This window comes from Paenibacillus sp. MT86, assembly GCF_058792535.1.
The window spans coordinates 6,007,580-6,028,190 of the sequence record NZ_CM179499.1 but is presented as its reverse complement, the minus strand read 5'-3'; the positions used below and the strand labels follow the sequence as shown (position 1 = coordinate 6,028,190).

Below are 20,611 nucleotides of genomic sequence, written 5' to 3'. Positions count from 1 at the left end.
TTCGAAAGAAGGTTTTTTCTTTGTCTAAAACCAAACAGCCAAAACCTGACTGGATTCGAATCAAGCTGACTACTGGCGATAATTATAAAGAAATCAAAAGCATGATGCGATCCAAAACACTTCATACGGTGTGTGAAGAGGCTCGCTGTCCAAATATTTACGAATGCTGGGCTAACCGTACGGCAACCTTCATGATTCTGGGTGACATTTGTACCCGCGCTTGCCGATTCTGCGCCGTGAATACGGGGCTTCCAACGGAGCTGGACCTGCAGGAACCGGAACGGGTAGCGGAGGCGGCCGAGCAAATGAACCTGCGCCACTGCGTGGTAACAAGCGTGGCAAGGGATGATCTGAAGGATGGCGGTGCCTACATATTCGCCGAAACCGTCAAAGCCATTCGCCGACGCCTGCCGCTGTGCTCGGTGGAAGTGCTGATCCCGGATTTCATGGGAGACGAAGAATCGCTGAAAATCGTGATGGACGTAAAGCCGGATATTCTGAACCACAACATTGAGACGGTGGAGCGTATGTCCGATCGCGTACGTGCCAAAGCCAAGTATTCCCGCTCATTGCAGCTGCTGAAGAATGCCAAGGCGATGCAGCCTGACATTCCGACCAAATCCAGCATCATGCTGGGCGTCGGGGAGCAATGGCATGAAATTCTGGAGGCGATGGACGACTTGCGTTCGGTGGGATGCGACATCATGACGATCGGCCAATACCTGCAGCCTTCGCCGAAACATCTGAATGTTGAAAAATACTACACGCCGGAAGAGTTTGCGATCTTGAAGGAAGAAGGAATGAAGCGCGGATTCAGCCACGTGGAGTCCGGTCCTCTTGTGCGCAGCTCCTATCATGCACACGAGCAAGTGAAGTCTGCGGAACGCAACAAGGAAGAGACGGTGCAGTCTTAACCTATTGGAAAGGCAGGGGAAGCTTTCAATGATCGTTATCGGAAACAAAAGCTATGAAGTGTTAAAGGACCATCGAAACGGCTGGAATCTGGAAGCTTTCCGGGAGCGGTACAGCGAGGTGCTGGACCGCTATGATTACATCGTGGGAGACTGGGGTTACAATCAGCTTCGGCTTAAAGGCTTCTATCGGGACAATCATCCCAAGGCTGCCAAGGATTCAACCTTTTCCAGCATGTCCGATTACATTAACGAATATTGCAATTTTGGCTGTGCTCACTTTGTGCTTCAGAAAACGAAGGAGCAGAAGGAAACGAAAGAGCATGCCTCCAATACGAAAGAGCCTGTAGAGGTTCGAGAAACATCCCCTAAGGATAACCGGGCTGAGGGGGAAGCACAGGGAAGCAAGGAAGCCCAAGAGGGTTCAAAACCGGGCAAGGAGCACAAGGACCAGCGCGAGCGGCGCGAAGGCAAGGATTCAAGACGCGAGCCGCGCGAAGCCAAGGCCCCTAAGGAGAAGGATGCAAAGCCTTCCAAGGAGCCTCATGTGCCCTCAGAGCAGCCGCAATAACCAAAGAACGGTCACCTGTATTTTGGCAGGTAGACCGTTCTTTTTTTCGGATATTGGTAAGGAAAGACTTCGTGAAGCGTTGGCCCTCCTGGTAAACGTAAGAAAGAGGTCCTCTTCATATTAACCAAGGAATGCATCGCGGACGCGGTTCCAGAACGGAAACGGCCGATAACGTGCGAAACTGACCTGCTGCTCCGCCACCTGACAGCGCACGGATACGAGGTCGTCAATCGAGATATTAACGTGATCGATGGTAAGCAGCAAACGCTGTTCTTTTCGCGAGAATATATCACAATGATGATGCTTGGGCAGAAGCAGCGGCGAGCCCAGCGTACGGAAAATCCGGTTGTTAATCGAGGCGATTTCCGCAATCTGAAGGGCATCGATCGAGGGATGAACCATCGCCCCGCCGACACTCTTGTTATACGCCGTGCTGCCGGACGGCGTGGATACGCAAATGCCGTCTCCCCTGAACATCTCAAAGGTCACGTCGTTGATGTCAATCTGCGCGACAACGGTACCGTCAACGCCTTTGAGCGTAAATTCGTTTAAGGCAATGTAAGAGGACGTTCCTGATTTCTTATGGATTTCCAGTTGAACCAGGGGATACTTGACGAGGCGCGGCTTCACGTTGCCGTGTTCGCCTTCTCCGCTCATATGATCAATTAGCTCCGTCAGTTCATCCGCCTTCCAGTCAGCATAGAATCCCAAGTGGCCCGTATGGACGCCGACGAAGGCGAGGTCGGGAATACGGTCTATAAACGTATGGAAGGCGTGCAGCATCGTACCGTCTCCACCGATCGAGACCACAATCTCCGGAGATTCTGCATCCAGCACAAACCCCCGCTGTTCCGCCAGCTTGTGAAACTGCTGGGTCAGCTCGACAGACAATGGGTCACCGCGGTCCAGAACATAATATCTCAAGTTGATAAGCTCCTTTGTAAGGTTATATAAAGATGATAATCAATCTTGGAGAAGAACACAATGTTCACCTTGGGAATTAGCGGAATTTCTGCTGCAGTCCTCGAAGGATCTGAATAAACAACGCAACTGCAATCAGGAAACCGAGCAGGATGCAGAAAGCCGCCATAATATGGGTATACCCGTTTAGGGCGGAATCCGAAACAGACGGCACCGCCAGCGTCGGTATCGAAGACCCCATGACGCTTCTCCACAACAGCAACACGGCGGTGGCCGCAATAATGCCGTGGATCAGCCTGGCTACGACAAACGGAAAATACCTAAGGTTGGTAGAGTTCAGGATGCTGATGATCTGGGCATGAACGGACAGGCCGCCCCAAGACAAGATAAAGGCAGCCGCGGCCGCTTTGTATGGCAGAGGAATAGCGGCACCCGCTTCCCCGGCATAGCGTGCGCCCAGCGTCACTTCAAACAGTCCCCCCACGATGGCAGTGGATAAGGATTCAGGCATGCCAACGAGGGATAACAGCAGACTGATGACCTCCGTTAGCGCGGGCATGACGCCGGCCCGGGTCCAGAGTTCAAGAAACACGGAGAAGAAAACCACAAGACCGCCGACAACGATAATCAGCTGAAGCGATGATTGAATCGCTTGTCTTAGCAGCGTGCCGAGATCACGGCCGTCCTGCTCCCGCGCAGCATGCATGGCCTGAAAGGCGGACTTGAGCCGGCTTGTCTTCGTTTGGGACAGGAGGAGCGAATCGGTTAATGTATTGGACTCGCGCTTGCCATGAAATCTCATTAACAGTCCTACCAGGAACCCTCCGCCATAGTGGGCCAGGGCCAGTATGAGACCTATTTTGGGATCGTGAAAGAAGCCGATGGATACCGCTCCGATCAGAAATATGGGATCCGAGGAGGTGGTAAAGGCAACAAGCCGTTCACCTTCCTCCCGATTTACCATTTTTTGCTCCCACAATTTGGCGGTTAATTTGGCACCGACGGGGTAACCTGAAACATATCCCATCGCGGCCACGAATCCCCCTGCGCCCGGAATTCGGAACAACGGTCGCATCATGGGGTCCAGGAGCGTGCCGATCAGATGCACCACGCCAAACCCCAGCAGCACCTCTGAAATGACAAAGAACGGGAACAGGGATGGAAACAGCACGTCCCACCATATCGCCAGGCCGCGGAGTGCGGATTGGAGCGCCGCTTCGGGAAACAAAGCCATCAGGACAATTACGCTGATCAGAGCCGATACGAGCATGAGCCAGCCCATTTTTTTCATGGTCATATAAGGAATACGCCCCCTGGCATCGTTGTGAATGATAGAATATGGTCCGATATTTAAAATCTATGCAGCATATAGGACAAACAGTATAAAAAACATGAGAAAGCGGTTACATTTGTGCTTTATTTTCGGGGATATTGTGCTATAATAAAAACCATCAAAGCACATCTTTCGTATTATGTTTGGATGGAGTGATGATCATGAGCATAGTCGCAGGTATCCTGGTATGCGCCTTCGTTTATGTTATACGTGCTTCTCTCGTCCAGAGTGAAGAGGACTGGCGCAGTTATTAATAAGTTCTAAAAGGTGCTAACCATCGCTTAGCGCCTTTTTTTGTTGTTTTTTGCTATAATGGACAGGTACATCCAATCGAAAGCGAATCATAAACAGATGGGAGAATTAGCGGATATGAATCCGAACTTAAGCATCTATGATAACCTCGGGGGTGCCGAGGGTGTACGATCGCTCGTCGAAGCTTTTTATCCGAGAGTGCAGCAAAATGAGCTGCTTTCGCCATTGTTTCCGGAAGATATCATGCCGGTGATGGAGAAGCAATATATGTTTTTGAGCCAGTTTTTCGGAGGGCCGGCCTTGTTCTCGGAAGCGTTCGGACATCCGATGATGCGGGCCAGGCACATGAAATTCCCGATTACCGACCGTCATGCCGAAGAATGGCTTGGCTGCATGGCCGGAGCCTTAATCGAAATCGGCGTGGAGGATGATTTACGTGATTTTGTACTGCAGCGTCTTTCGGGTCCCGCCCAACATTTCGTGAATACTCCGTAGTGCCTTAGATCTAGAAACGGACAGGAATTAGACGCGAATGAAGGGATGGCGAATGGCGTGAAATTGGAACCCTTGTATTCCATCAAGGTGGTTTGTGCGCACTGTGAGCATGAATACTTAACGTCCAGGGTGAGACCGAGCTTTAAGAAGGCATACCGTACGGATACGGATTTCTGCGCTTACTACAAATCGGAGAACCCCGATTTTTACGTGGTGCGGATTTGCCCCGAATGCGGTTTTGCTTCGACGGAAAACTCGACCCTGAAATTGAATGAACGGCAGAAGACGCTCTTCTATGACCAGGTTGGATGTCGCTGGGAGAAGAGGGATATGGGCGGTCCGCGCAACCTGGAGGATGCTCTGGAGTCGTACAAGCTGGCTCTCCTCTGCGCCCAGGTGATCGGGGAGCGGGATCGCATCGTGGCCAGCCTGCTGCACCATATCGCTTGGCTGTACCGGTATCAGGGCAACGAGGATCAAGAGAAGCGGTTTTTGAGCTACAGCCTGGAATCTTATATCCGGGTGTTTGAGCTGGAAGGGGTAGGGGCCAATGATGCCCGTCTGCTGTACCTGATCGGAGAGATTCATCGCCGGCTGGGACAGTTCCAGGAGGCGGTTCAGTGGTTCTCCAGAGTGGTCCAGGACGAGAAGATCATGGATGCTGCCATGATCCGAGCCTCCAGAGAGCAGTGGAAGCTGATAGCCGAACAGATCCGGGAGCAGAAGAACGCGGCGATTCCGGCGGAGTCTTAAATGCAAACAGCCCGCTGAACGGTGGGCCAGCAGGCTGTTGATTTGCAATTTGCAGCGATGGCTCGCTTTAAGATAGAGTCAGCGCAATCGCTGATCCGTGAGTAAATAGTCGATGTCGCTGTCCAGCACGGTAACTTTGTTGTGGCAGCAGGGGAAGATGAGCAGCTTCTTTTTCCCTTCCCTAACGCTTACAAGCTCCTTAGGCTTCATGGGAAGCAAGACATTGTCGGTCCCGCAGAAGGGGCAGCTGTGTACATATACGTCGTTGCCAACGACATCATAAGGCCACGTATTCGAAAAAGGAATCATGAGTTCTCCGATGAATGGGACTCATCGTCTTTCGCGGTTGCTTTCGCTTCCTCATTCTTGGCAAGCTCGGCAATCTTCTGCATTAATATATGCTGAGGCATATGCATCAGCTGTTCCAGCGGAACGCCCAGCTGCTTGGACAGTGTAACCGCCGTCTCCGGTGAAATTTGCAAAGGTCTCATGGCTTCTAGCTCCTCCAGCAGTAATTTGTTTGATCAAGAGGGAAAACAGTATTTTAGTTATATATAGTTATACACTTTTCCCTAAGTCCACACAAATGGTATTCCGTTTGAATTCATATTTTATCTCGAAAGGTGATGAATGTTCGATGGCACTTCAACAAACTTGGGATTTGGAATCGATATTTCCAGGAGGCTCCTCCTCGCCGCAGCTCGGGAGCTTTATTGAGGCTTTGGAGCAGGATGTACATCAACTTCAGCAAGACGTCAAGGCATTGGCTGTTCCAGAGACCATCGAGAGCGCGTCCAGCCTGGAGCTCTTCCTTGAGCAGTTCCAGAGCGCCTATGCAAGGATCCGCGAGGTTTCTGCCTTCGTGGGCTGCCTGACCGCACAGAACGTGAATGACAAGAAGGCGGTTCAATTGTCCGGGCGGGTCACTACGCTGTCCGCGGCCCTGCAGTCGGTGAAGAACCAGTTCGATAACGTGCTTCGCGGAATGAACGATGAGCTCTGGACCGCATGGACCGGTACGGATAAGGTGTCCGAGCTGGAATTCGTATTGAACGAAAGCCGCAATCTCGCGAAGGATAAGATGAGTCCCGAGCTGGAAAGCCTGGCTCTGTCGCTGGGGGTAGACGGTTATCACGGATGGGGGGAGTTCTACGACACCATCGTGAAGAAAATCCAAATTCCGTATGAGGAAGACGGAGAGACGGTCATGCTGTCGGCAGGGCAAGCGTTCAATAAAATGCATGATCCGCGCCGGGAAGTGCGCCAATCCATGTTTGAGAAGTGGGAGAAGGCTTGGGGAGATTCCGCTGATTACTGCGCGGATACCTTGAACCATCTATCCGGCTACCGCCTGAAACTGTACGAGAACCGCGGCTGGAACGATGTTTTGAAAGAACCGCTGGCGATTGGCCGGATGAGCCGCGAAACGTTGGACACGATGTGGGCCGTCATCCAGGATACGAAGTCGGTACTTGTGGAGTACCTGAACCGCAAAGCGAAGCTGCTCGGTCTGGACGGGTTGTCCTGGACCGATGTGGATGCTCCGCTCCGTACTTCGGCAACCAAGATCTCGTATGACGATGCCGCTGTTAACATCGTGGAGCAATTCCGTAAGTTTAGCCCGAGATTGGCTGATTTTTCGCAGATGGCGTTCGACAAGAGCTGGATTGAGGTCGAGGACCGCCCCGGGAAGCGACCTGGCGGTTTCTGCACCTCCTTCCCGGCAAGCGGCCAGACGCGGATTTTCATGACGTTTGGCGGAACGGCCTCGAACGTCTCGACCCTGGCTCATGAGCTGGGTCATGCCTATCATCAGCATCTGATGGGCGGAATTCCGGTGCTTAACCAAAAGTATGCGATGAATGTCGCCGAGACGGCATCCACCTTCGCCGAGATGATTGTTTTTGATGCCATGGTGAAGGGGGCAGGCAGTGAAGAGGAGAAGCTGGCTCTGTTGGAAGAGAAAATTCAGAACAGCGTGGCCTTCTTTATGAACATTCATGCACGTTTCTTGTTCGAAACCCGCTTCTATGATAAGCGGAAGAACGGTCTGCTGAGCAGCGAGGAGATCTCCGATTTGATGGTGGAGGCACAGAAGGAAGCATACTGTGATGCCCTGACATCGTACCATCCGCATTTCTGGGCATCCAAGCTTCATTTCTATATCACGGGCACCCCGTTCTATAACTTCCCGTATACCTTCGGTTATATGTTCAGTACGGGCCTCTATGTTCGGGCATTGGAAGAAGGTCCGACCTTTGCGGACAAATATGATGCTTTGCTTCGAGACACAGGCGTAATGTCCGTGGAGAACCTGGCAAAGAAACATCTGAACGTGGATCTGACCCAGCGCGACTTCTGGCAAAGCGCGGCGGACTCCTGCGTAAGCGATATTAAGCAGTTCTTGCAAATGACCGAGCATTTAGCATAAATTGTTGGTTATTCTCGAAAAAACAGTTAAAAATGCAGTTCCTGTTATGGCGTTTGATCTCCAAATGCAGATTTATTCCCATATTCGAAAGAAGCTCCTTCGGGGCTTCTTTTTTTGTCGTAAAAGAAAGAAAGTTGACGCAATAAAGGAGCGGAAAACTAAAATATTTGTGCAATTTTAGTAATAAATACCCAAATGTGTTGAATATTGTTGATCCAATGATTTCTATCCCCTATAATGAGTCATAAGCCCTAATAATAGGGAAGATTTACTAATAAAGGAGGGGAGAAGGGATGGTAAAACTAGATCAATTATCACTGGCTAGGCAGCTGGACATCGTGTTTAAAGAGCTGGAAGAAGAGTTGGGAGGTCTAAGCTCGGGGACGGTTTTTGTACAAATACGAAACAATGTAATTGGTAAATTTGGCATACGGCATAATCCATTGTCTGGGCGTAACGGGATCATAGCTCCGCAAGAGGAGGGGCTAAGTGAGGCTCAACAATTCTCTTTTCGTTCGATGGCGCTTGAAAGTCTGAAACATAAACGCCATTGGACACATGGCGAAATCAGTTATGAATTTATGGTACGACAAGGCATCGTCGTTGTGGATGCTGTGCTTGAATCCAACTATAACATGGCCAACTTGATGATACGGTACCCTCGTAATACATATGCCGAAGCTGCTTCGGAATCCTGAAATCATTTATTATATAGAACATATAACGAAAGAGGCGATCTTTGGGGAGAAGATCGCCTCTTTCTATTTACGGCTGGAGGGAAGAGATGCTAATTACAGGTTCGAACGACCCGATAATTGCTGCTCAGCCAATTGTACCAGACGTTTGGTGATGTAACCTCCCAAAGAACCGGTTTCACGGGAAGTATAGTTTCCATAGTAACCGTCTTGTGGAATCGTTACGCCCAGTTCTTGAGCAGCTTCCATCTTCAATTGTTGAAGAGCTGCAGTTGCTTGAGGTACGACAAGATTGTTAGAAGAACGACCTTGAGCCATGTCATGTCACCTCCTTTGGTGTTGTATGAGGATATTATGACCTGATTGATAGGGATCTCATTCGTGCAGGAGGCAGATCGTCTGCTGGTAAAATTACCCGTAGGCATTGTTCATAGATCAAATAAAAGCAGCCCTTTGTTATTCAAAGGGCTGCTCTTGCTGAAAAGTTAAGTATATGAGGATGTTATGTGTCAATGGAGACACTGGCTTATGCTTGCTCTGCCTCCGGTGACGTATTCTGAATGCTGATCTTGGTCGTCAGATTCACGGTCTGTCCCGGTTCCAAATGAATCAGCCCGGTTTCTTCGTTCGGGAGATTCAAATTGGGTGCGTTGGGAAGCCAGGTGTACGGTTCGATGCAGAGGAACTGCTCGGCAACACCTTTGGTATAGAGCACCCAATGCTTGAAGAAGGCACGGTCTGCCGAATAATGAATTTGGTAACCATCGTCCCGCTTCAGCAAGGCCTCGGCAGGTTTGCCCTCAGGGATCCTTAATATCGTATCCAGGTCGGCATCCTTCAGGTTTAGTCCCGAATTCAGTTGTTCCAAATGGCCGAGAGGTGAAAGATCGCCGGTCGGGATCAGTTCGTTATTCAAAGTATAAATGCCTTCAACTGGCAGATCCAGCGTCCAGCGATGCGGTTCGCCGTCCAGCAGGAACCACGTATGGTAACCCATGCCGAACGGAACGGGGCTAGCGCCAAGATTCGTTACGCGAAGGCTCTGCGTTAAGCGTGTCCCCTGAAGACGGAAGGTCATCTCCAGCTTCAGCGGCACAGGAAATTGGGCAATCCATTTCGGATCATCCGATGAGATGAACTCGGTCGAAACGGCGCAGCCGTCATCCTCCTCCTCTATGTCGCTGACACACCAAGCCTGTGATCGGTGGAGGCCGTGGATATGATTGTCGTTCGCGGTATTTTGGTCAAATTGATACGACGTTCCGCCATATTCGAAATGGCCCTTGGAAATCCGGCCTGGCGGTATGAGCATCGGAATGCCGAAGTGGTAAGGCTTCTGTAGATAGAATGCAAGCTCGCTTTCATCTGGTTTTCGGAGGATTTCGCGTGAGTTTTCAATGTCTTTAATCCCAATGACGTTATTACCTAGACGAGGAAGGAGAGTCACTTCAAGACGGCCGCTGTTTAAAATATAGGTGTCGTAACCATTCCACTGGCCTTTGGTCACTTGATTCATATCGATGCTCCTTTACTAACAGAAATCATGGTCTGGACGATTAACCACATCATAACAGATTTTTGCGGAAAGGGTAAAAGAAATGCTTCAAATAGGCCCGTACATCTTGATTCCAAATTGGAATTGACAAGGCAGAGCAAGAGTTTTATCATTGCATGTAATAGTGATCCATTATGATTGAAACACGATGACAAGGACAAGTAAGCAGGTGCGGCCCATCCTTCAGAAAGCCGGTGGTTGATGCGAACCGGCGGATCCGCTTTGCTGAATGGCCCTTCGAGTGCCGGGCTGAACGGGATAATGCTGTTATTCCTTAATATGCCGGCCGGGTATTCTCCGTTACAAGAATGGAAGGCTGCAGCCTGCGTAGGATGATGCTTGCAGCGAATAAGGGTGGCACCACGGTCTCACGTCCCTTGCGGATGTGAGGCTTTTTTGCGTTCCTATATGCTCCCGCAAGGACGGGGCAGACTTGGATTAAATGACAATATAAATAAATGGAGGGCTAGTCATGAAAACCGTATTATCGGGAATTCAGCCAAGCGGTAATCTAACGCTCGGCAACTACATCGGAGCCATTAAAAATTTTGTGAAGCTGCAAAACGAGCATGACTGTTATTTTATGGTGGTCGATCTGCACGCAATAACGGTACCGCAGGAGCCTAGCTCGCTGCGGGATCGCTCGGAATCGGTCGCGGCCCTGTACGTTGCCGCCGGAATCGACCCGAACCGCGCCAATATCTTTTTGCAGTCCCATGTTCCTCAACACGCCGAGCTGGGATGGATCATGACCACCTTGGTGAATATGGGCGAGTTGGAACGGATGACCCAGTTCAAGGACAAATCGGAAGGCAAGGAATCGGTTGGGGCCGGCTTGTTCGTTTATCCTGCGCTCATGGCCGCAGACATTTTGCTGTATAATGCAAATCTTGTGCCGGTGGGAGACGACCAGAAGCAGCATCTGGAAATCACGCGCGATTTGGCTGCACGCTTCAATCATCGGTTCGGTCCGTATTTCAATATTCCGGAGCCGTTCATCCCTGAAGTCGGTGCGCGAATCATGTCGCTGGACGACGCTTCCAAAAAGATGAGCAAGAGCAATCCGGTTGAGGGCAGTTATATCGCGATGCTGGATACGCCGGATCAAATTCGCAAGAAAATCAGCCGGGCTACAACCGACTCCGGAGCCGAAGTGGTGTATGATCCTTCCGCTAAGCCTGAGGTGAGCAATCTGATGAGCATCTATTCGGAGTGTGCTGGGGTGTCTTTGCAGGAAGTGCAGTCTCGTTTCGAAGGAAAGATGTACGGGGCATTCAAGAAGGAGCTTGGCGAAGTTGTCGTAGCCGCTCTGGAGCCGCTTCAGAACAGATACCACGAAATTCGCCAAACCGGTGAAATTCATGACATTCTCGCCAAAGGAGCCGAGCAGGCGCAGAAGACCGCTGCCCAAATACTCGATGGCGTGAAGGACAAGATGGGATTTCTGGCTCCTAAATAAACGAGGGTCTTCTAGGAAGGCTTGCGCTTGGATTTAATAATGAATCCCCAGCCTATGTTGAGGATGGAGAGCAGCGCCAGACCGACGGCCAGAAATCCGTTGTAGCTGATGGATATGGCTGAGGCGGTCAACAGGACGATGGAAGAGACCGCAAACCATAGGGATAAGCCTTTACTCATTATGAAAAAAACCTCCAAAGATTAAAATATTAAAAATACGTATAACGTTGCAAGAAGGAGACATAATAAGTTTGCAAGCTTGCACTGGAATAACAGACATTCAGTGAAGGGAGATTTTTAATATGGCACGTCGCAGCAACAATTTGGTTGTACCTCAAGCTACTGCAGCATTACAACGTTTGAAACTCGAGGCTGCTCAAGAACTAGGCGTAACGATTCCTCAGGACGGTTACTATGGTAACTATACTTCCCGTGAAACAGGATCCCTGGGCGGATACATTACTAAACGTTTGGTACAGCAAGCTGAACAGGCTCTTTCGGGGTCTGGCCGCACGCTGTAATCTCTCTCTCATAACGTGAGTATGGAAGCCCGGAGCGCTATGTCAGCGCTCCGGGCTTTGTATTCATATCGGGGGCCCGACAGGCATCCTGCTACATAGACAAATTGTGCCTTAAACAACGGCGAAACGTCAAGGTGATATCCCTTCCAAATGTCACTGAATTGTCATATAGATGGAATGAATTCCGAAGGATTGCTAAACACTTTTTACTAATGATATGATAAACTTTATAGCGGAGGCAGTACTTCCTCCATAACGACAGATACAAGGAGGAACGTTAACACGTGGATAATCACTTGAGATACCAGGCTCCTTCAGAATCCGCAGCACTGGCCTCGGCAGCGCCTGCACCTCCCGATAAGGCGGGGACTTGGAAAGATTTTATCACGGTGACGAAACCCGGAATCATCCGGTCAAATTTGATAGCGGCTTTTGCCGGATTTTGGCTGGCATCGCGTTGGGATATCCAATTTGGATTGATGATTATGACACTTCTCGGAACTGTGCTTGTCATGGCTTCGTCCTGTGTTTTCAATAACTATTTCGACCGGGAGCTCGACATGAAGATGGAGCGTACCCGGAATCGCTCCCTTCCAACCGGGCGTTTGACACCCAAGGTTGTTCTTTGGTATGCCGTCATTCTGGGGGTCGTGGGACTAGCCGTCCTGTTCTTGTTCTCAGGCGTGCTGGCAGGCCTATTCGGAGCCGTCGGAATGTTCGTTTACGTTGTGGTGTACACTCTCTGGCTTAAACGTTCTTCTACATGGAGCACGTCGGTCGGAGCGATCTCCGGTGCCATGCCTCCGGTAATCGGCTATGTGGCCGTGACCGGAAGCGTAGATATGGCAGCCGTCCTGCTCTTCGCCCTGCTGTTTCTCTGGCAGCCGCCGCATTTCTGGGCGCTGGGCATTCGCCGGGTGGAAGAATACCGTGCAGCGGGATTCCCTTTGCTGCCGGTTGTCAAAGGAATTAAACGCACGAAGTATCAGATGATTCCTTACCTGGTGCTTCTCATACCGATTCCCATCCTGATGTACGCCTACGGATATGCCGGTATATTCTTTCTGGTCATCGGACTCCTTCTGGCTATTTGGTGGCTCTACGCCGCACTCCAAGGTTTCCGTGCCAAGGACGATGAAGCTTGGTCCAAAAAAGTATTCATTATCTCCATCAACTACTTGACCTTGAGCCTGATCGTTCTCATACTCAATACCACCTTTTAACAGGTGGCTGGGCTTTTAGCGATACACCAAAACCTGATAGAACAGGGATTGCCTGAGACGAAGGGAGAACGGGGAAGGTCATGAATGCATTCAAACGTTACAAATGGACTTGGGTACTGCTCGCTATATGCGTAATAGCAGCCATCTACCTGGTATACAACTCGCTTGGATTCGGAAAGGAGAAGTTTCCGATCGTTCGTGAGGTTGCTGCCTATTCCATGGAGAATGTAGATGGGAAAACGATCACGTCGGAGGATACCAAAGGCAAGGTGAAGCTTATGTACTTCTATTTCACCAGCTGCCCGGATGTGTGCCCGATTACGACGCTGGTTCTGTCTCAGATCCAGGAGGACTTGAAACAAGAAGGTTTATTCGGTAAAGAAGTTAACTTTGTGTCCATCTCCTTTGATCCGGAGACCGATACGAAAGAGAAGATTAAGGAGTTCGGAGACCGATTCTATGCCGATTACAGCGGCTGGTACTTCCTTCGTGGAGACCAGGAGGAAACGCGGAAGCTGATGCAGGAGTCTTTCAAAATTCCGCTGCTGGGCAACAACTCGACGAATTTCACGCATGGCAATTCCATTGCCTTGGTGGACCGGGACAATAATATCCGGAAGACCTATAATGCTGCGGATCCATCCGAAGTGAAGACCGAGGATATCGTGAAGGACATCAAGGCTTTGATTAAGGAATAAATTGCAGGTAAAACCAAAAGGCGCGCTCTATCGTTAAAGATGGAGGACGCCTTTTTTATTTAAATATCGAAAATTGAAGCCATTCAAGATGCTCTTGTGATTCCTTGACAATAGACGCAGTTCATCAGAATACGTCAGGGGGCGGGTAGATGATGAATTCCTCCAGCCCTGCCTTCTCCAGCTGGGCAATCAAGTATTCGTCGGGAGTTCCTTCAACGCCGGCATATCCCCGGCGGGTATAGATTTGTTCGGCATCAGGAAAGACGTCGCGCAGAGCCCCGCGAATTTTTTTTCCGGAGCTGTCGTTATCCATAAAAAGGTACACCTCTTGATCCTTCACCTGTTTATGCAGACTCTCAAGCTTGGCGGTGTTTAACGTTCCGAAAGTGCACAGGATGGTTATATCCGAAGTCAGCAGCCGACGCAGTCGGCTCCGGTCGTTCTTGCCCTCTACAATGAGAAATATCGGCATCTTTTTATCACCTCTGTCATGATACGGAGATCCTTGGCAGCATTCCCCGGGAAATGTTGATCTGCCGTCGAATGATGTAGGTATAGTGTAACTTGTTTTCTGCCGATCATGCAAAAGGAGGCATAATAAACGACCATCCAGTGGATGGCCGCAATAAGGTAAATCCATGTATTCTAGTTAGAAACAGCTCAGAATGATGACGAGCAGAATGTACAATACAAGAATCATTCCTACGGAATTTCCATGGCCCCCATGGCAATGTTTATGATGAACATGACTCATGATTACTTCACCCCTTGGTTAAATGTTCGTGGTCATTTGCCACACTGTATCTTATGTGGGTTTACCCATATGGACTGTGCATTGGCCCATCCGCGTTGATTTGGGCGCTGTTCTTAACTTGGGACAAATTCATCAGACGGTTGAGATTGGGGTTTCGGGCGAGATGGCTGTCAAAGGTGCCTCACGATTGCGTTTGGGTAGGAGCAGCAGAACCGTCATCAGCATGAGAAACGCAACAAAATAAGGGGATACCACCGTGCGCAGCTGTCCAGCCGCGATCGGGCCGACAAAGGATCCCAGCGACATGGCGATGGACTGAAATGAGAACACTTTGCCGAGCCTGCCTCCGCCGCTGAGCTGAATGAACAAAGAGGATAAAGCCGGGAATAGCAAGCCTTTGGCAAGTCCGAGCGTAAACAGGATAATCATAATCGGTACATGGTCTGCTGCCGCGAGGGCGTAGAAGCATATGGCCAGCCCGAATACGCCGATGGTTACCCTGATATGAGGCGCATAACGGTTGAGGAACAGCATGCTTAGCGTGACCAGGGCTCCAAGGCTAATGACGGAGAAGAGAAGCCCGGTGGACATAATGCTTGCCAGCCCGCTTTCCCGAAGCGGTATTTCAAAGAACAGAATTCCCTGAGAGCAAGCGATCGCAAAAGGAATCAAATATAAGCGCAAGCTAAACGGAAGCCGTGCCGGCTTCTCGTTATTGATCGGTTCAGCCTGCTGATCCATATGTTTAGCAGCGGCCGACATCGGCTTCGGGAGACTGAGAAACGCCATCAAGCCCGTGAAAATCAAAAGCCAGCCCAGACTCTGGAATGTGCCGGAAAATCCCGCATTGGCTACGATGAAAGCTCCTGCAGCCGGCGACAAGACAGAGGCAAGGGTGTGGATCACGCCATGACCGGACATATATTTGCCCTGCGTAACGGGATCCCGGGAGAGCGACGCCAGCAGCGCCAGGCAGGCCGGTGACAGAAAGGCCAGCACGAAGCCGCTGATCGAGCGGAGCACGAGCAGCTGCCAGGGTAATTGGACATGGGCCTGAAGAAGCAGAATGATACCGGCGGCGGTTAGGCTGAAAATAATGTAGCGTCTGCTGCCGTGACGATCGATCAGACTGCCCGCAAGCAGGTTGCCGGGCAGATGGGTTAGAGCATAAATGCCCATCATCCAGCCGATAAATGTAGGGGCTGCTCCAAGTGAAATGGCAAAAGGCGTCAGTACAGGATACTGAGCATGCAAATCAAAAAACGCCAGAAACAAAAACATATAGAGCCATAAAGCGGTTTTCAATATGGCACCCTCCTATCCGGCTAAAGTTGATATGGTACTACTACTTGTACGTACGAAAGGTCAAGCTTAGACCTTTTTGTGAAAAGACCCGGTTGGCTGACAGCTTTGCGGGGTATCATGTATAATTAACAAGACGGCCATAAACCGCCGCTTTTGAAACGATTGACGGGAGTGAAAACGAATTGGATACTCAGGTCTGGATTGAATTTCTTAAACAAAATTGGCTGGTCATCGCCATCGCCTTAATCATCTTGTTTATCGTGCTGAATGTGGTGAGAACCGTCATTAAATGGGCACTTGCCGTACTCATCATCGGGGGATTGCTGGTGTACAGCGGAATTTCCCTGGACAAAATCGGCGAGGTTGTAACCACGGTCAAGGAAGAGACGGTGGATACGATAAAAAAAGAAGCGCTGAACATGATGATGAAGGAAGCGAAGGAAGCACAATATACTTCGAATGGAGACGGCACGTACTCCATTAAAGCGCCCAATCTCGAGCTGAAAGGAAGCGCCGGTTCGAAAGAGGTGGAAGTCACCTTCCGCGGTGTTTCGGTAGGGAAGTGGGACATCAACGATACGATTCAGAGTTTTATCGATGATGCCAAGAGCAATTCGGCATCGAAATAACAACAAATTGACGAACGCAATCGGATGCGGATGTAAGCTGGCAGCATGTTCTTGATGCGATCAAGCTTACGTCCGTTGACAAGACATCATGGGATAGGAGGGGATACCGTTTGATGTCGGCATGGAAGGAAAGTGTGCTGGATGGGAACGGAATCACCATCTTGCTGCTGCTGATTGTGGCTTTTTCACTCATTCAGGGATGGAGTCGCGGAGCCTCCCGCTCAGCCGGGAAGCTTGTTTTTTTTCTGGGGGACGCGGTGCTTCGCCTGGTCGGGCTTGCGATCTCCGTTCCTTTTACATTATGGCTGTCGCCTAAGGCAGGCGATTGGCTGGGCACGGTCTCCGGTTTACCGAATCGGGAGCTGCGCTTCTGGGAGCAGATTTATTATACGGCCGTAAAATCGCTGGCGGATTTTCCGCTGCTTCGGTTTGCGGTCCTGTTTATGCTGAGTTATGCCGTTATCGTGTTTATGCTGCGGCTGCTGGTTTCCCTGATCATGGGAGGCGGGCTGGGACTCTTCGGAACCAAAAAAGAAACCTCGGCATCGCTGCTGAGCCGGCTGACCGGTGCCGGAATCGGCGTCGTCATGGGCGCAGCGCGGAGCATTATTGTAATTGCTATCTTATTCATCTTCGTCAGTCTGAATCCTGATCACGGCTTCAGCCGGTACGTTGAAGCTTCTCCGGTTTATCAGCAGGGGGCGCGGGCTGTGATCGAGCCTTTGTCGGGTTCTCTCGTTAAGGAAAAGCTGCCGGTGTTTACCCAGTCGGTTCAGGAAGAATTGAATGGGATCATTCAGCGAAAGTACGAGGTCATCGACCATCAAATCCCCGAGGGCATCGAGCAGACGGCTGCCCATGTCGTGAAGGGGGCGTCAACCGATGAAGAGAAAGCGCGAAAGCTTTATGATTGGGTAGGCAGCCGGATCGCATATGACCACGACAAAGTGACGCTGTATGAAGAGCAGCGGATATGGAAAGAGCAGACGCCGCAGGATACCTACGATACGAGGTTAGGGGTATGCATTGATTACGCCCGGTTGTATGCCATGATGGCGAGGTCCCAGGATCTTAAGGTCAGAGTGGTTACCGGCAGGGGATATAACGGACAAGGCGGTTATGGTCCGCACGCATGGAATGAAGTCTACTTGAGCGAAGAGAAGCGCTGGATCCCTCTTGACCCGACCTGGGCACAGAGCGGCAACTGGTTTAATCCGCCGCGCTTCAATGAGACGCATATTAAAGAGCAGGTATTTTAATAGAGTGATATAGGCAGGGGCGGCTTTCTAGCAGGGAAGTCCGCCCTTGCTATCCGATGGGCCTTCAGATGAAGTGGGGGGGGCGTTTATGTTAATATGGGTTTATGTGATTGTGGATAAAGGGGAGAAGCTTACGTGAAAGGGTTTAGGCCGGACAAGCGCAAACAAGAAGAACGAGATGCCGGCAGTCAGTTTAACTTGCGGGTTAATCTATTTTTTTTCAGCACGTTTATTATATTCTGCGTCATTATTATACGTCTTGCCATACTGCAGTTCGTGGAAGGACCGGAGCTGAAAGAGCTCGAAACGGGCGGGCAGGTTAAAAATTTCCCGCTTCAGCCGATTCGGGGCAGCATCATCGATGCTTCCGGTACGCCGATTGCCTACTCGACACCCTCCCAAGCCCTGTATTTAACGCTGTTAAAGGATTACAGTTCATCCGAACGAGGGAAGAAGAACCGTCCGGAAATCGAAAAGCTGGCCGAGGAAATGGTCAGGGTCTTCGATCAATACGGTGATCCGAAAGCAGAGAAGTTAACGGTGGATGATGTAATCAAAGCGATGGACCTGGAATTTAACAAGCAGCCTGGTTATGAGCCGAGACGCATCAAAGCGGATCTCTCGACTAAAGAAGTGGCTTACTTTATGGAGCATAAGAACGAGTATCCCGGAGTCGAGGTCGTGGAAGAGAGCCAGCGTCAATACAACCCGGACAAAATCGCCGTTCAAACGATTGGATATTTGAAAGAGTTCCGCGGCATTAAGACACTGGATAAATATAAAGAGATTGATGAGCAGAACAAGAAGCAAAAGGATCCGGGACTCATCTACACGGAGCAGGAGAAGGTCGGCGTAGACGGACTCGAAATGATGTTCCAGGATGAGCTGCGCGGCAAGAACGGATATATCGGCATTCCGATTAATCCGCAGAACATGGCGGACGGGGTACCGACCATGATTGCCCCGGAAAAGGGTTACAACATCCATACGACGATTCATAAGGATATCCAAAAAGCTACGCAGCAGGCGATCATCGATCAGCTGAAATGGCTGCACGCCAATCCGGTTTCCGGCAAAACGCATCCGAATGCGTTAACGGGTTATGCGGTAGCGATGGAAGTGGATACCGGGAACATTGTCGCCATGGCCAGCATGCCGGACTATGACCCCAATGTATGGGAGAATGGAACCGACGATTGGGAATCCGTCATGAAGTATTACGGCAACGGTACGATCTCTCCGTACAGTTCCGGGCGCTCCGGCAACAATCTGGAATCGGTCGTGCTGCTTGGCTCCACGATGAAACCTTTGTCGGTGCTCATCGGGCTTAACGAAAACTTGTTCGGGCCGAATGACTACTATTATGACGGGGGCGCGGCATTCTTCGGTAAGGATAATACCAGGGTTCGGAACTCCGGCGGTAAAGCCTACGGGTCCCTGAACGCAAGAAAAGCGATCGAGCATTCCTCCAATGCCTTTATGGTCGATTGGATCGGAGAAAAGCTGTACAACAAATACGGCTCCGAATCCGTTAAGGTATGGGATGAATACATGAAGAAATTCGGCCTTGGGGTATCCACCGAATCCGGTCTGCCGAAGGAGCATAAAGGCATCATCGAATATACCAACATCGAGCAGGCGGGAAGTTATTTGGCTGCCATGGCGTACGCCTCCTTCGGACAGTCGGGCAAATATACGACGCTCCAATTGGCGCAGTATGCCAGCACGCTTGCCAATCGGGGAGAACGCATCCGTCCGCAGCTTGCCAGCAAGATTGTGGATCAGGACGGCAATGTGATCAAGGAGTTCAAGCGCGAAGTATTGAATAAAGAGGAATTCCCGCAGCAGTACTGGAATGAAGTCATTGCAGGGATGAACACGCAGGGACTTCGGGCTTTCGAGGATTTCAAATATGATTTTGCGCGGAAAACAGGAACATCCGAGCAGGATATTTATAAAAACGGCACTCGGATCCGGGTGGAAAACGGGGTGTTCATCGCCTTTGCACCGCGACAAAACCCGAAACTGGCCGTTGCCGTAGTCATTCCGGAAGCAGGCTTCGGTTCCCAGAGTGCCGCGCCGGTTGCCCGTAAAATTTTCGACGCTTATGACGAGATATACGGATTGGACGGTACGCCTCACCCTAAAAAAACCGAGGGTGAGAATGAGGACGGCAGTGCGAACGAATAATCGACAACAGCAAAACGACAGCCAATAGCCCTGCAGGGTTGGCTGCCGTTTTTTTGTCATACATGGGCGTCCGGGGCCTTGTCCGCCACGAGATTCAGAACAACGCCAAACTCCAGCAGCGCTTTGAGGCCGCAGAGCACCATGGTGTATCCTCCCATGGAATCAATGGCCCCATGCAATATCTCATCATCATTTCCAGTAAATCCGGAATGGGTAATGGTAACGAAGGTCTCATGTTCGCCCCGCGGGGTGAATATCCACTCGGTCCTCGTTTGATCGGAAGATTCGATGGCGATGCGGCGGTTCTCCTCGATATCGTGCACATACAAGTCATCAAACACGCCATACATTTCCCAATCCCAGCGGATATGCCGGCCTTTCTCAAGTCTGCCGCTGCTTTTGGTAAACCAGAACTTGGTTGTGATATCAGGGTCGATGAAAGCCTCGAAAACTTCTGAAACGGGTCTTCGAATCAACATCTCTGCCGTGACGACGGGATTCTGATTGAGCTTGGTCATTGGGGTGCATAACTCCTTTCGGGGTTGTCTTCATACTCATCCTAGCATACCGTAACGAGTATTCTTTCTTTTACATTGCTTATTTATTTCAAGGGGCTTGTCGTTCGTTCGAGCCCCCTCGAGGAAATCTTGCGTCAGG

The 20,611-nt window shown here is 50.5% G+C and carries 23 protein-coding genes and 1 other annotated feature; of the genes, 13 read left to right on the top strand and 10 right to left on the bottom strand.

Features of this window, described 5'->3' with window-relative positions; genetic code table 11:
• Positions 1-20: 20 nt before the first annotated feature.
• Positions 21-914, top strand: a complete 894-nt coding sequence (gene lipA / locus AC3RCL_RS27425) for a lipoyl synthase (protein WP_009591422.1) — start codon at positions 21-23, stop codon at positions 912-914.
• Positions 915-942: 28 nt separating this feature from the next.
• Positions 943-1,482, top strand: coding sequence for a YutD family protein (locus AC3RCL_RS27420; protein ID WP_277747043.1), 540 nt, complete (start codon positions 943-945; stop codon positions 1,480-1,482).
• Positions 1,483-1,602: 120 nt separating this feature from the next.
• On the opposite strand, the gene AC3RCL_RS27415 is transcribed toward AC3RCL_RS27420, so the two are convergent.
• Both AC3RCL_RS27415 and ylbJ read right to left on the bottom strand, forming a co-directional pair.
• Positions 1,603-2,406, bottom strand: coding sequence for an NAD kinase (locus AC3RCL_RS27415; RefSeq protein WP_009591431.1), 804 nt, complete (start codon positions 2,404-2,406; stop codon positions 1,603-1,605).
• Positions 2,407-2,482: 76 nt separating this feature from the next.
• The gene (ylbJ, locus tag AC3RCL_RS27410) at positions 2,483-3,700 is read right to left on the bottom strand and encodes a sporulation integral membrane protein YlbJ (protein ID WP_277747042.1); all 1,218 of its coding nucleotides are present in this window, start codon (positions 3,698-3,700) and stop codon (positions 2,483-2,485) included.
• A 405-nt stretch (positions 3,701-4,105) separates the two neighbouring features.
• On the opposite strand from ylbJ, the gene AC3RCL_RS27405 reads away from it, so the two are divergent.
• Together AC3RCL_RS27405 and AC3RCL_RS27400 are read left to right on the top strand one after the other, a co-directional pair.
• On the top strand, positions 4,106-4,483 hold the full coding sequence (locus AC3RCL_RS27405; protein WP_492533153.1) for a globin domain-containing protein: 378 nt from the start codon (positions 4,106-4,108) through the stop codon (positions 4,481-4,483).
• Positions 4,484-4,540: 57 nt separating this feature from the next.
• Complete coding sequence (locus tag AC3RCL_RS27400; protein ID WP_249732787.1) at positions 4,541-5,236, top strand: DUF2225 domain-containing protein; 696 nt, start codon at positions 4,541-4,543, stop codon at positions 5,234-5,236.
• Between the two features lie 78 nt (positions 5,237-5,314).
• On the opposite strand, the gene AC3RCL_RS27395 is transcribed toward AC3RCL_RS27400, so the two are convergent.
• Both AC3RCL_RS27395 and AC3RCL_RS27390 read right to left on the bottom strand, forming a co-directional pair.
• Complete coding sequence (locus AC3RCL_RS27395; protein WP_009591425.1) at positions 5,315-5,545, bottom strand: hypothetical protein; 231 nt, start codon at positions 5,543-5,545, stop codon at positions 5,315-5,317.
• Positions 5,542-5,727, bottom strand: a complete 186-nt coding sequence (locus AC3RCL_RS27390; RefSeq protein ID WP_096776657.1) for a YycC family protein — start codon at positions 5,725-5,727, stop codon at positions 5,542-5,544. Before AC3RCL_RS27390 ends, AC3RCL_RS27395 begins: the two co-directional genes overlap by 4 nt.
• A 146-nt stretch (positions 5,728-5,873) precedes the next feature.
• Here AC3RCL_RS27390 and AC3RCL_RS27385 point away from each other — a divergent pair, with 146 nt between their 5' ends.
• Both AC3RCL_RS27385 and AC3RCL_RS27380 read left to right on the top strand, forming a co-directional pair.
• The gene (locus AC3RCL_RS27385; protein WP_096776656.1) at positions 5,874-7,667 is read left to right on the top strand and encodes a M3 family oligoendopeptidase; all 1,794 of its coding nucleotides are present in this window, start codon (positions 5,874-5,876) and stop codon (positions 7,665-7,667) included.
• 293 nt (positions 7,668-7,960) lie between these two features.
• Positions 7,961-8,365, top strand: a complete 405-nt coding sequence (locus AC3RCL_RS27380; RefSeq protein ID WP_009591435.1) for a hypothetical protein — start codon at positions 7,961-7,963, stop codon at positions 8,363-8,365.
• A 93-nt stretch (positions 8,366-8,458) separates the two neighbouring features.
• Here the strand turns inward: AC3RCL_RS27380 and AC3RCL_RS27375 are convergent, their stop codons facing one another.
• Both AC3RCL_RS27375 and AC3RCL_RS27370 read right to left on the bottom strand, forming a co-directional pair.
• Positions 8,459-8,680: an alpha/beta-type small acid-soluble spore protein gene (locus tag AC3RCL_RS27375; RefSeq protein ID WP_006212633.1), complete on the bottom strand. Its 222-nt coding sequence runs from the start codon at positions 8,678-8,680 to the stop codon at positions 8,459-8,461.
• Positions 8,681-8,888: 208 nt separating this feature from the next.
• On the bottom strand, positions 8,889-9,878 hold the full coding sequence (locus AC3RCL_RS27370) for an aldose 1-epimerase (RefSeq protein WP_492533149.1): 990 nt from the start codon (positions 9,876-9,878) through the stop codon (positions 8,889-8,891).
• Between the two features lie 178 nt (positions 9,879-10,056).
• Positions 10,057-10,298: a binding site (T-box leader), on the top strand.
• 91 nt (positions 10,299-10,389) lie between these two features.
• On the opposite strand from AC3RCL_RS27370, the gene trpS reads away from it, so the two are divergent.
• Complete coding sequence (trpS, locus tag AC3RCL_RS27365) at positions 10,390-11,376, top strand: tryptophan--tRNA ligase (RefSeq protein ID WP_015737432.1); 987 nt, start codon at positions 10,390-10,392, stop codon at positions 11,374-11,376.
• 11 nt (positions 11,377-11,387) lie between these two features.
• Here trpS and AC3RCL_RS27360 read toward each other — a convergent pair whose 3' ends face one another.
• Positions 11,388-11,555, bottom strand: a complete 168-nt coding sequence (locus AC3RCL_RS27360; RefSeq protein ID WP_009592873.1) for a hypothetical protein — start codon at positions 11,553-11,555, stop codon at positions 11,388-11,390.
• Positions 11,556-11,677: 122 nt separating this feature from the next.
• Between AC3RCL_RS27360 and AC3RCL_RS27355 the strand changes: the two genes are divergently transcribed.
• The 3 genes from AC3RCL_RS27355 to AC3RCL_RS27345 all read left to right on the top strand — a co-directional run bounded on the left by AC3RCL_RS27355 (position 11,678) and on the right by AC3RCL_RS27345 (position 13,817).
• Positions 11,678-11,896: an alpha/beta-type small acid-soluble spore protein gene (locus AC3RCL_RS27355; RefSeq protein ID WP_015737431.1), complete on the top strand. Its 219-nt coding sequence runs from the start codon at positions 11,678-11,680 to the stop codon at positions 11,894-11,896.
• 284 nt (positions 11,897-12,180) lie between these two features.
• Complete coding sequence (gene cyoE, locus AC3RCL_RS27350) at positions 12,181-13,119, top strand: heme o synthase (RefSeq protein WP_009592896.1); 939 nt, start codon at positions 12,181-12,183, stop codon at positions 13,117-13,119.
• Positions 13,120-13,199: 80 nt separating this feature from the next.
• Positions 13,200-13,817, top strand: a complete 618-nt coding sequence (locus tag AC3RCL_RS27345; protein WP_192570587.1) for an SCO family protein — start codon at positions 13,200-13,202, stop codon at positions 13,815-13,817.
• A gap of 124 nt (positions 13,818-13,941) precedes the next feature.
• Here AC3RCL_RS27345 and AC3RCL_RS27340 read toward each other — a convergent pair whose 3' ends face one another.
• Both AC3RCL_RS27340 and AC3RCL_RS27335 read right to left on the bottom strand, forming a co-directional pair.
• Complete coding sequence (locus AC3RCL_RS27340) at positions 13,942-14,289, bottom strand: toprim domain-containing protein (RefSeq protein ID WP_009592860.1); 348 nt, start codon at positions 14,287-14,289, stop codon at positions 13,942-13,944.
• A 414-nt stretch (positions 14,290-14,703) separates the two neighbouring features.
• The gene (locus tag AC3RCL_RS27335; protein ID WP_096776652.1) at positions 14,704-15,876 is read right to left on the bottom strand and encodes an MFS transporter; all 1,173 of its coding nucleotides are present in this window, start codon (positions 15,874-15,876) and stop codon (positions 14,704-14,706) included.
• 182 nt (positions 15,877-16,058) lie between these two features.
• Between AC3RCL_RS27335 and AC3RCL_RS27330 the strand changes: the two genes are divergently transcribed.
• The 3 genes from AC3RCL_RS27330 to AC3RCL_RS27320 all read left to right on the top strand — a co-directional run bounded on the left by AC3RCL_RS27330 (position 16,059) and on the right by AC3RCL_RS27320 (position 19,954).
• Complete coding sequence (locus tag AC3RCL_RS27330) at positions 16,059-16,505, top strand: hypothetical protein (protein ID WP_009592905.1); 447 nt, start codon at positions 16,059-16,061, stop codon at positions 16,503-16,505.
• Between the two features lie 110 nt (positions 16,506-16,615).
• Positions 16,616-17,764 carry a transglutaminase domain-containing protein gene (locus tag AC3RCL_RS27325; RefSeq protein ID WP_213579766.1) on the top strand — a complete coding sequence of 383 codons (1,149 nt, stop codon included), beginning with the start codon at positions 16,616-16,618 and terminating at the stop codon, positions 17,762-17,764.
• A 135-nt stretch (positions 17,765-17,899) separates the two neighbouring features.
• The gene (locus tag AC3RCL_RS27320; protein WP_433941421.1) at positions 17,900-19,954 is read left to right on the top strand and encodes a peptidoglycan D,D-transpeptidase FtsI family protein; all 2,055 of its coding nucleotides are present in this window, start codon (positions 17,900-17,902) and stop codon (positions 19,952-19,954) included.
• Between the two features lie 56 nt (positions 19,955-20,010).
• Here the strand turns inward: AC3RCL_RS27320 and AC3RCL_RS27315 are convergent, their stop codons facing one another.
• Positions 20,011-20,472 (bottom strand): SRPBCC family protein, encoded by a 462-nt coding sequence (locus tag AC3RCL_RS27315; protein WP_119846444.1) that lies wholly within the window; start codon positions 20,470-20,472, stop codon positions 20,011-20,013.
• Positions 20,473-20,611 lie beyond the last annotated feature (139 nt).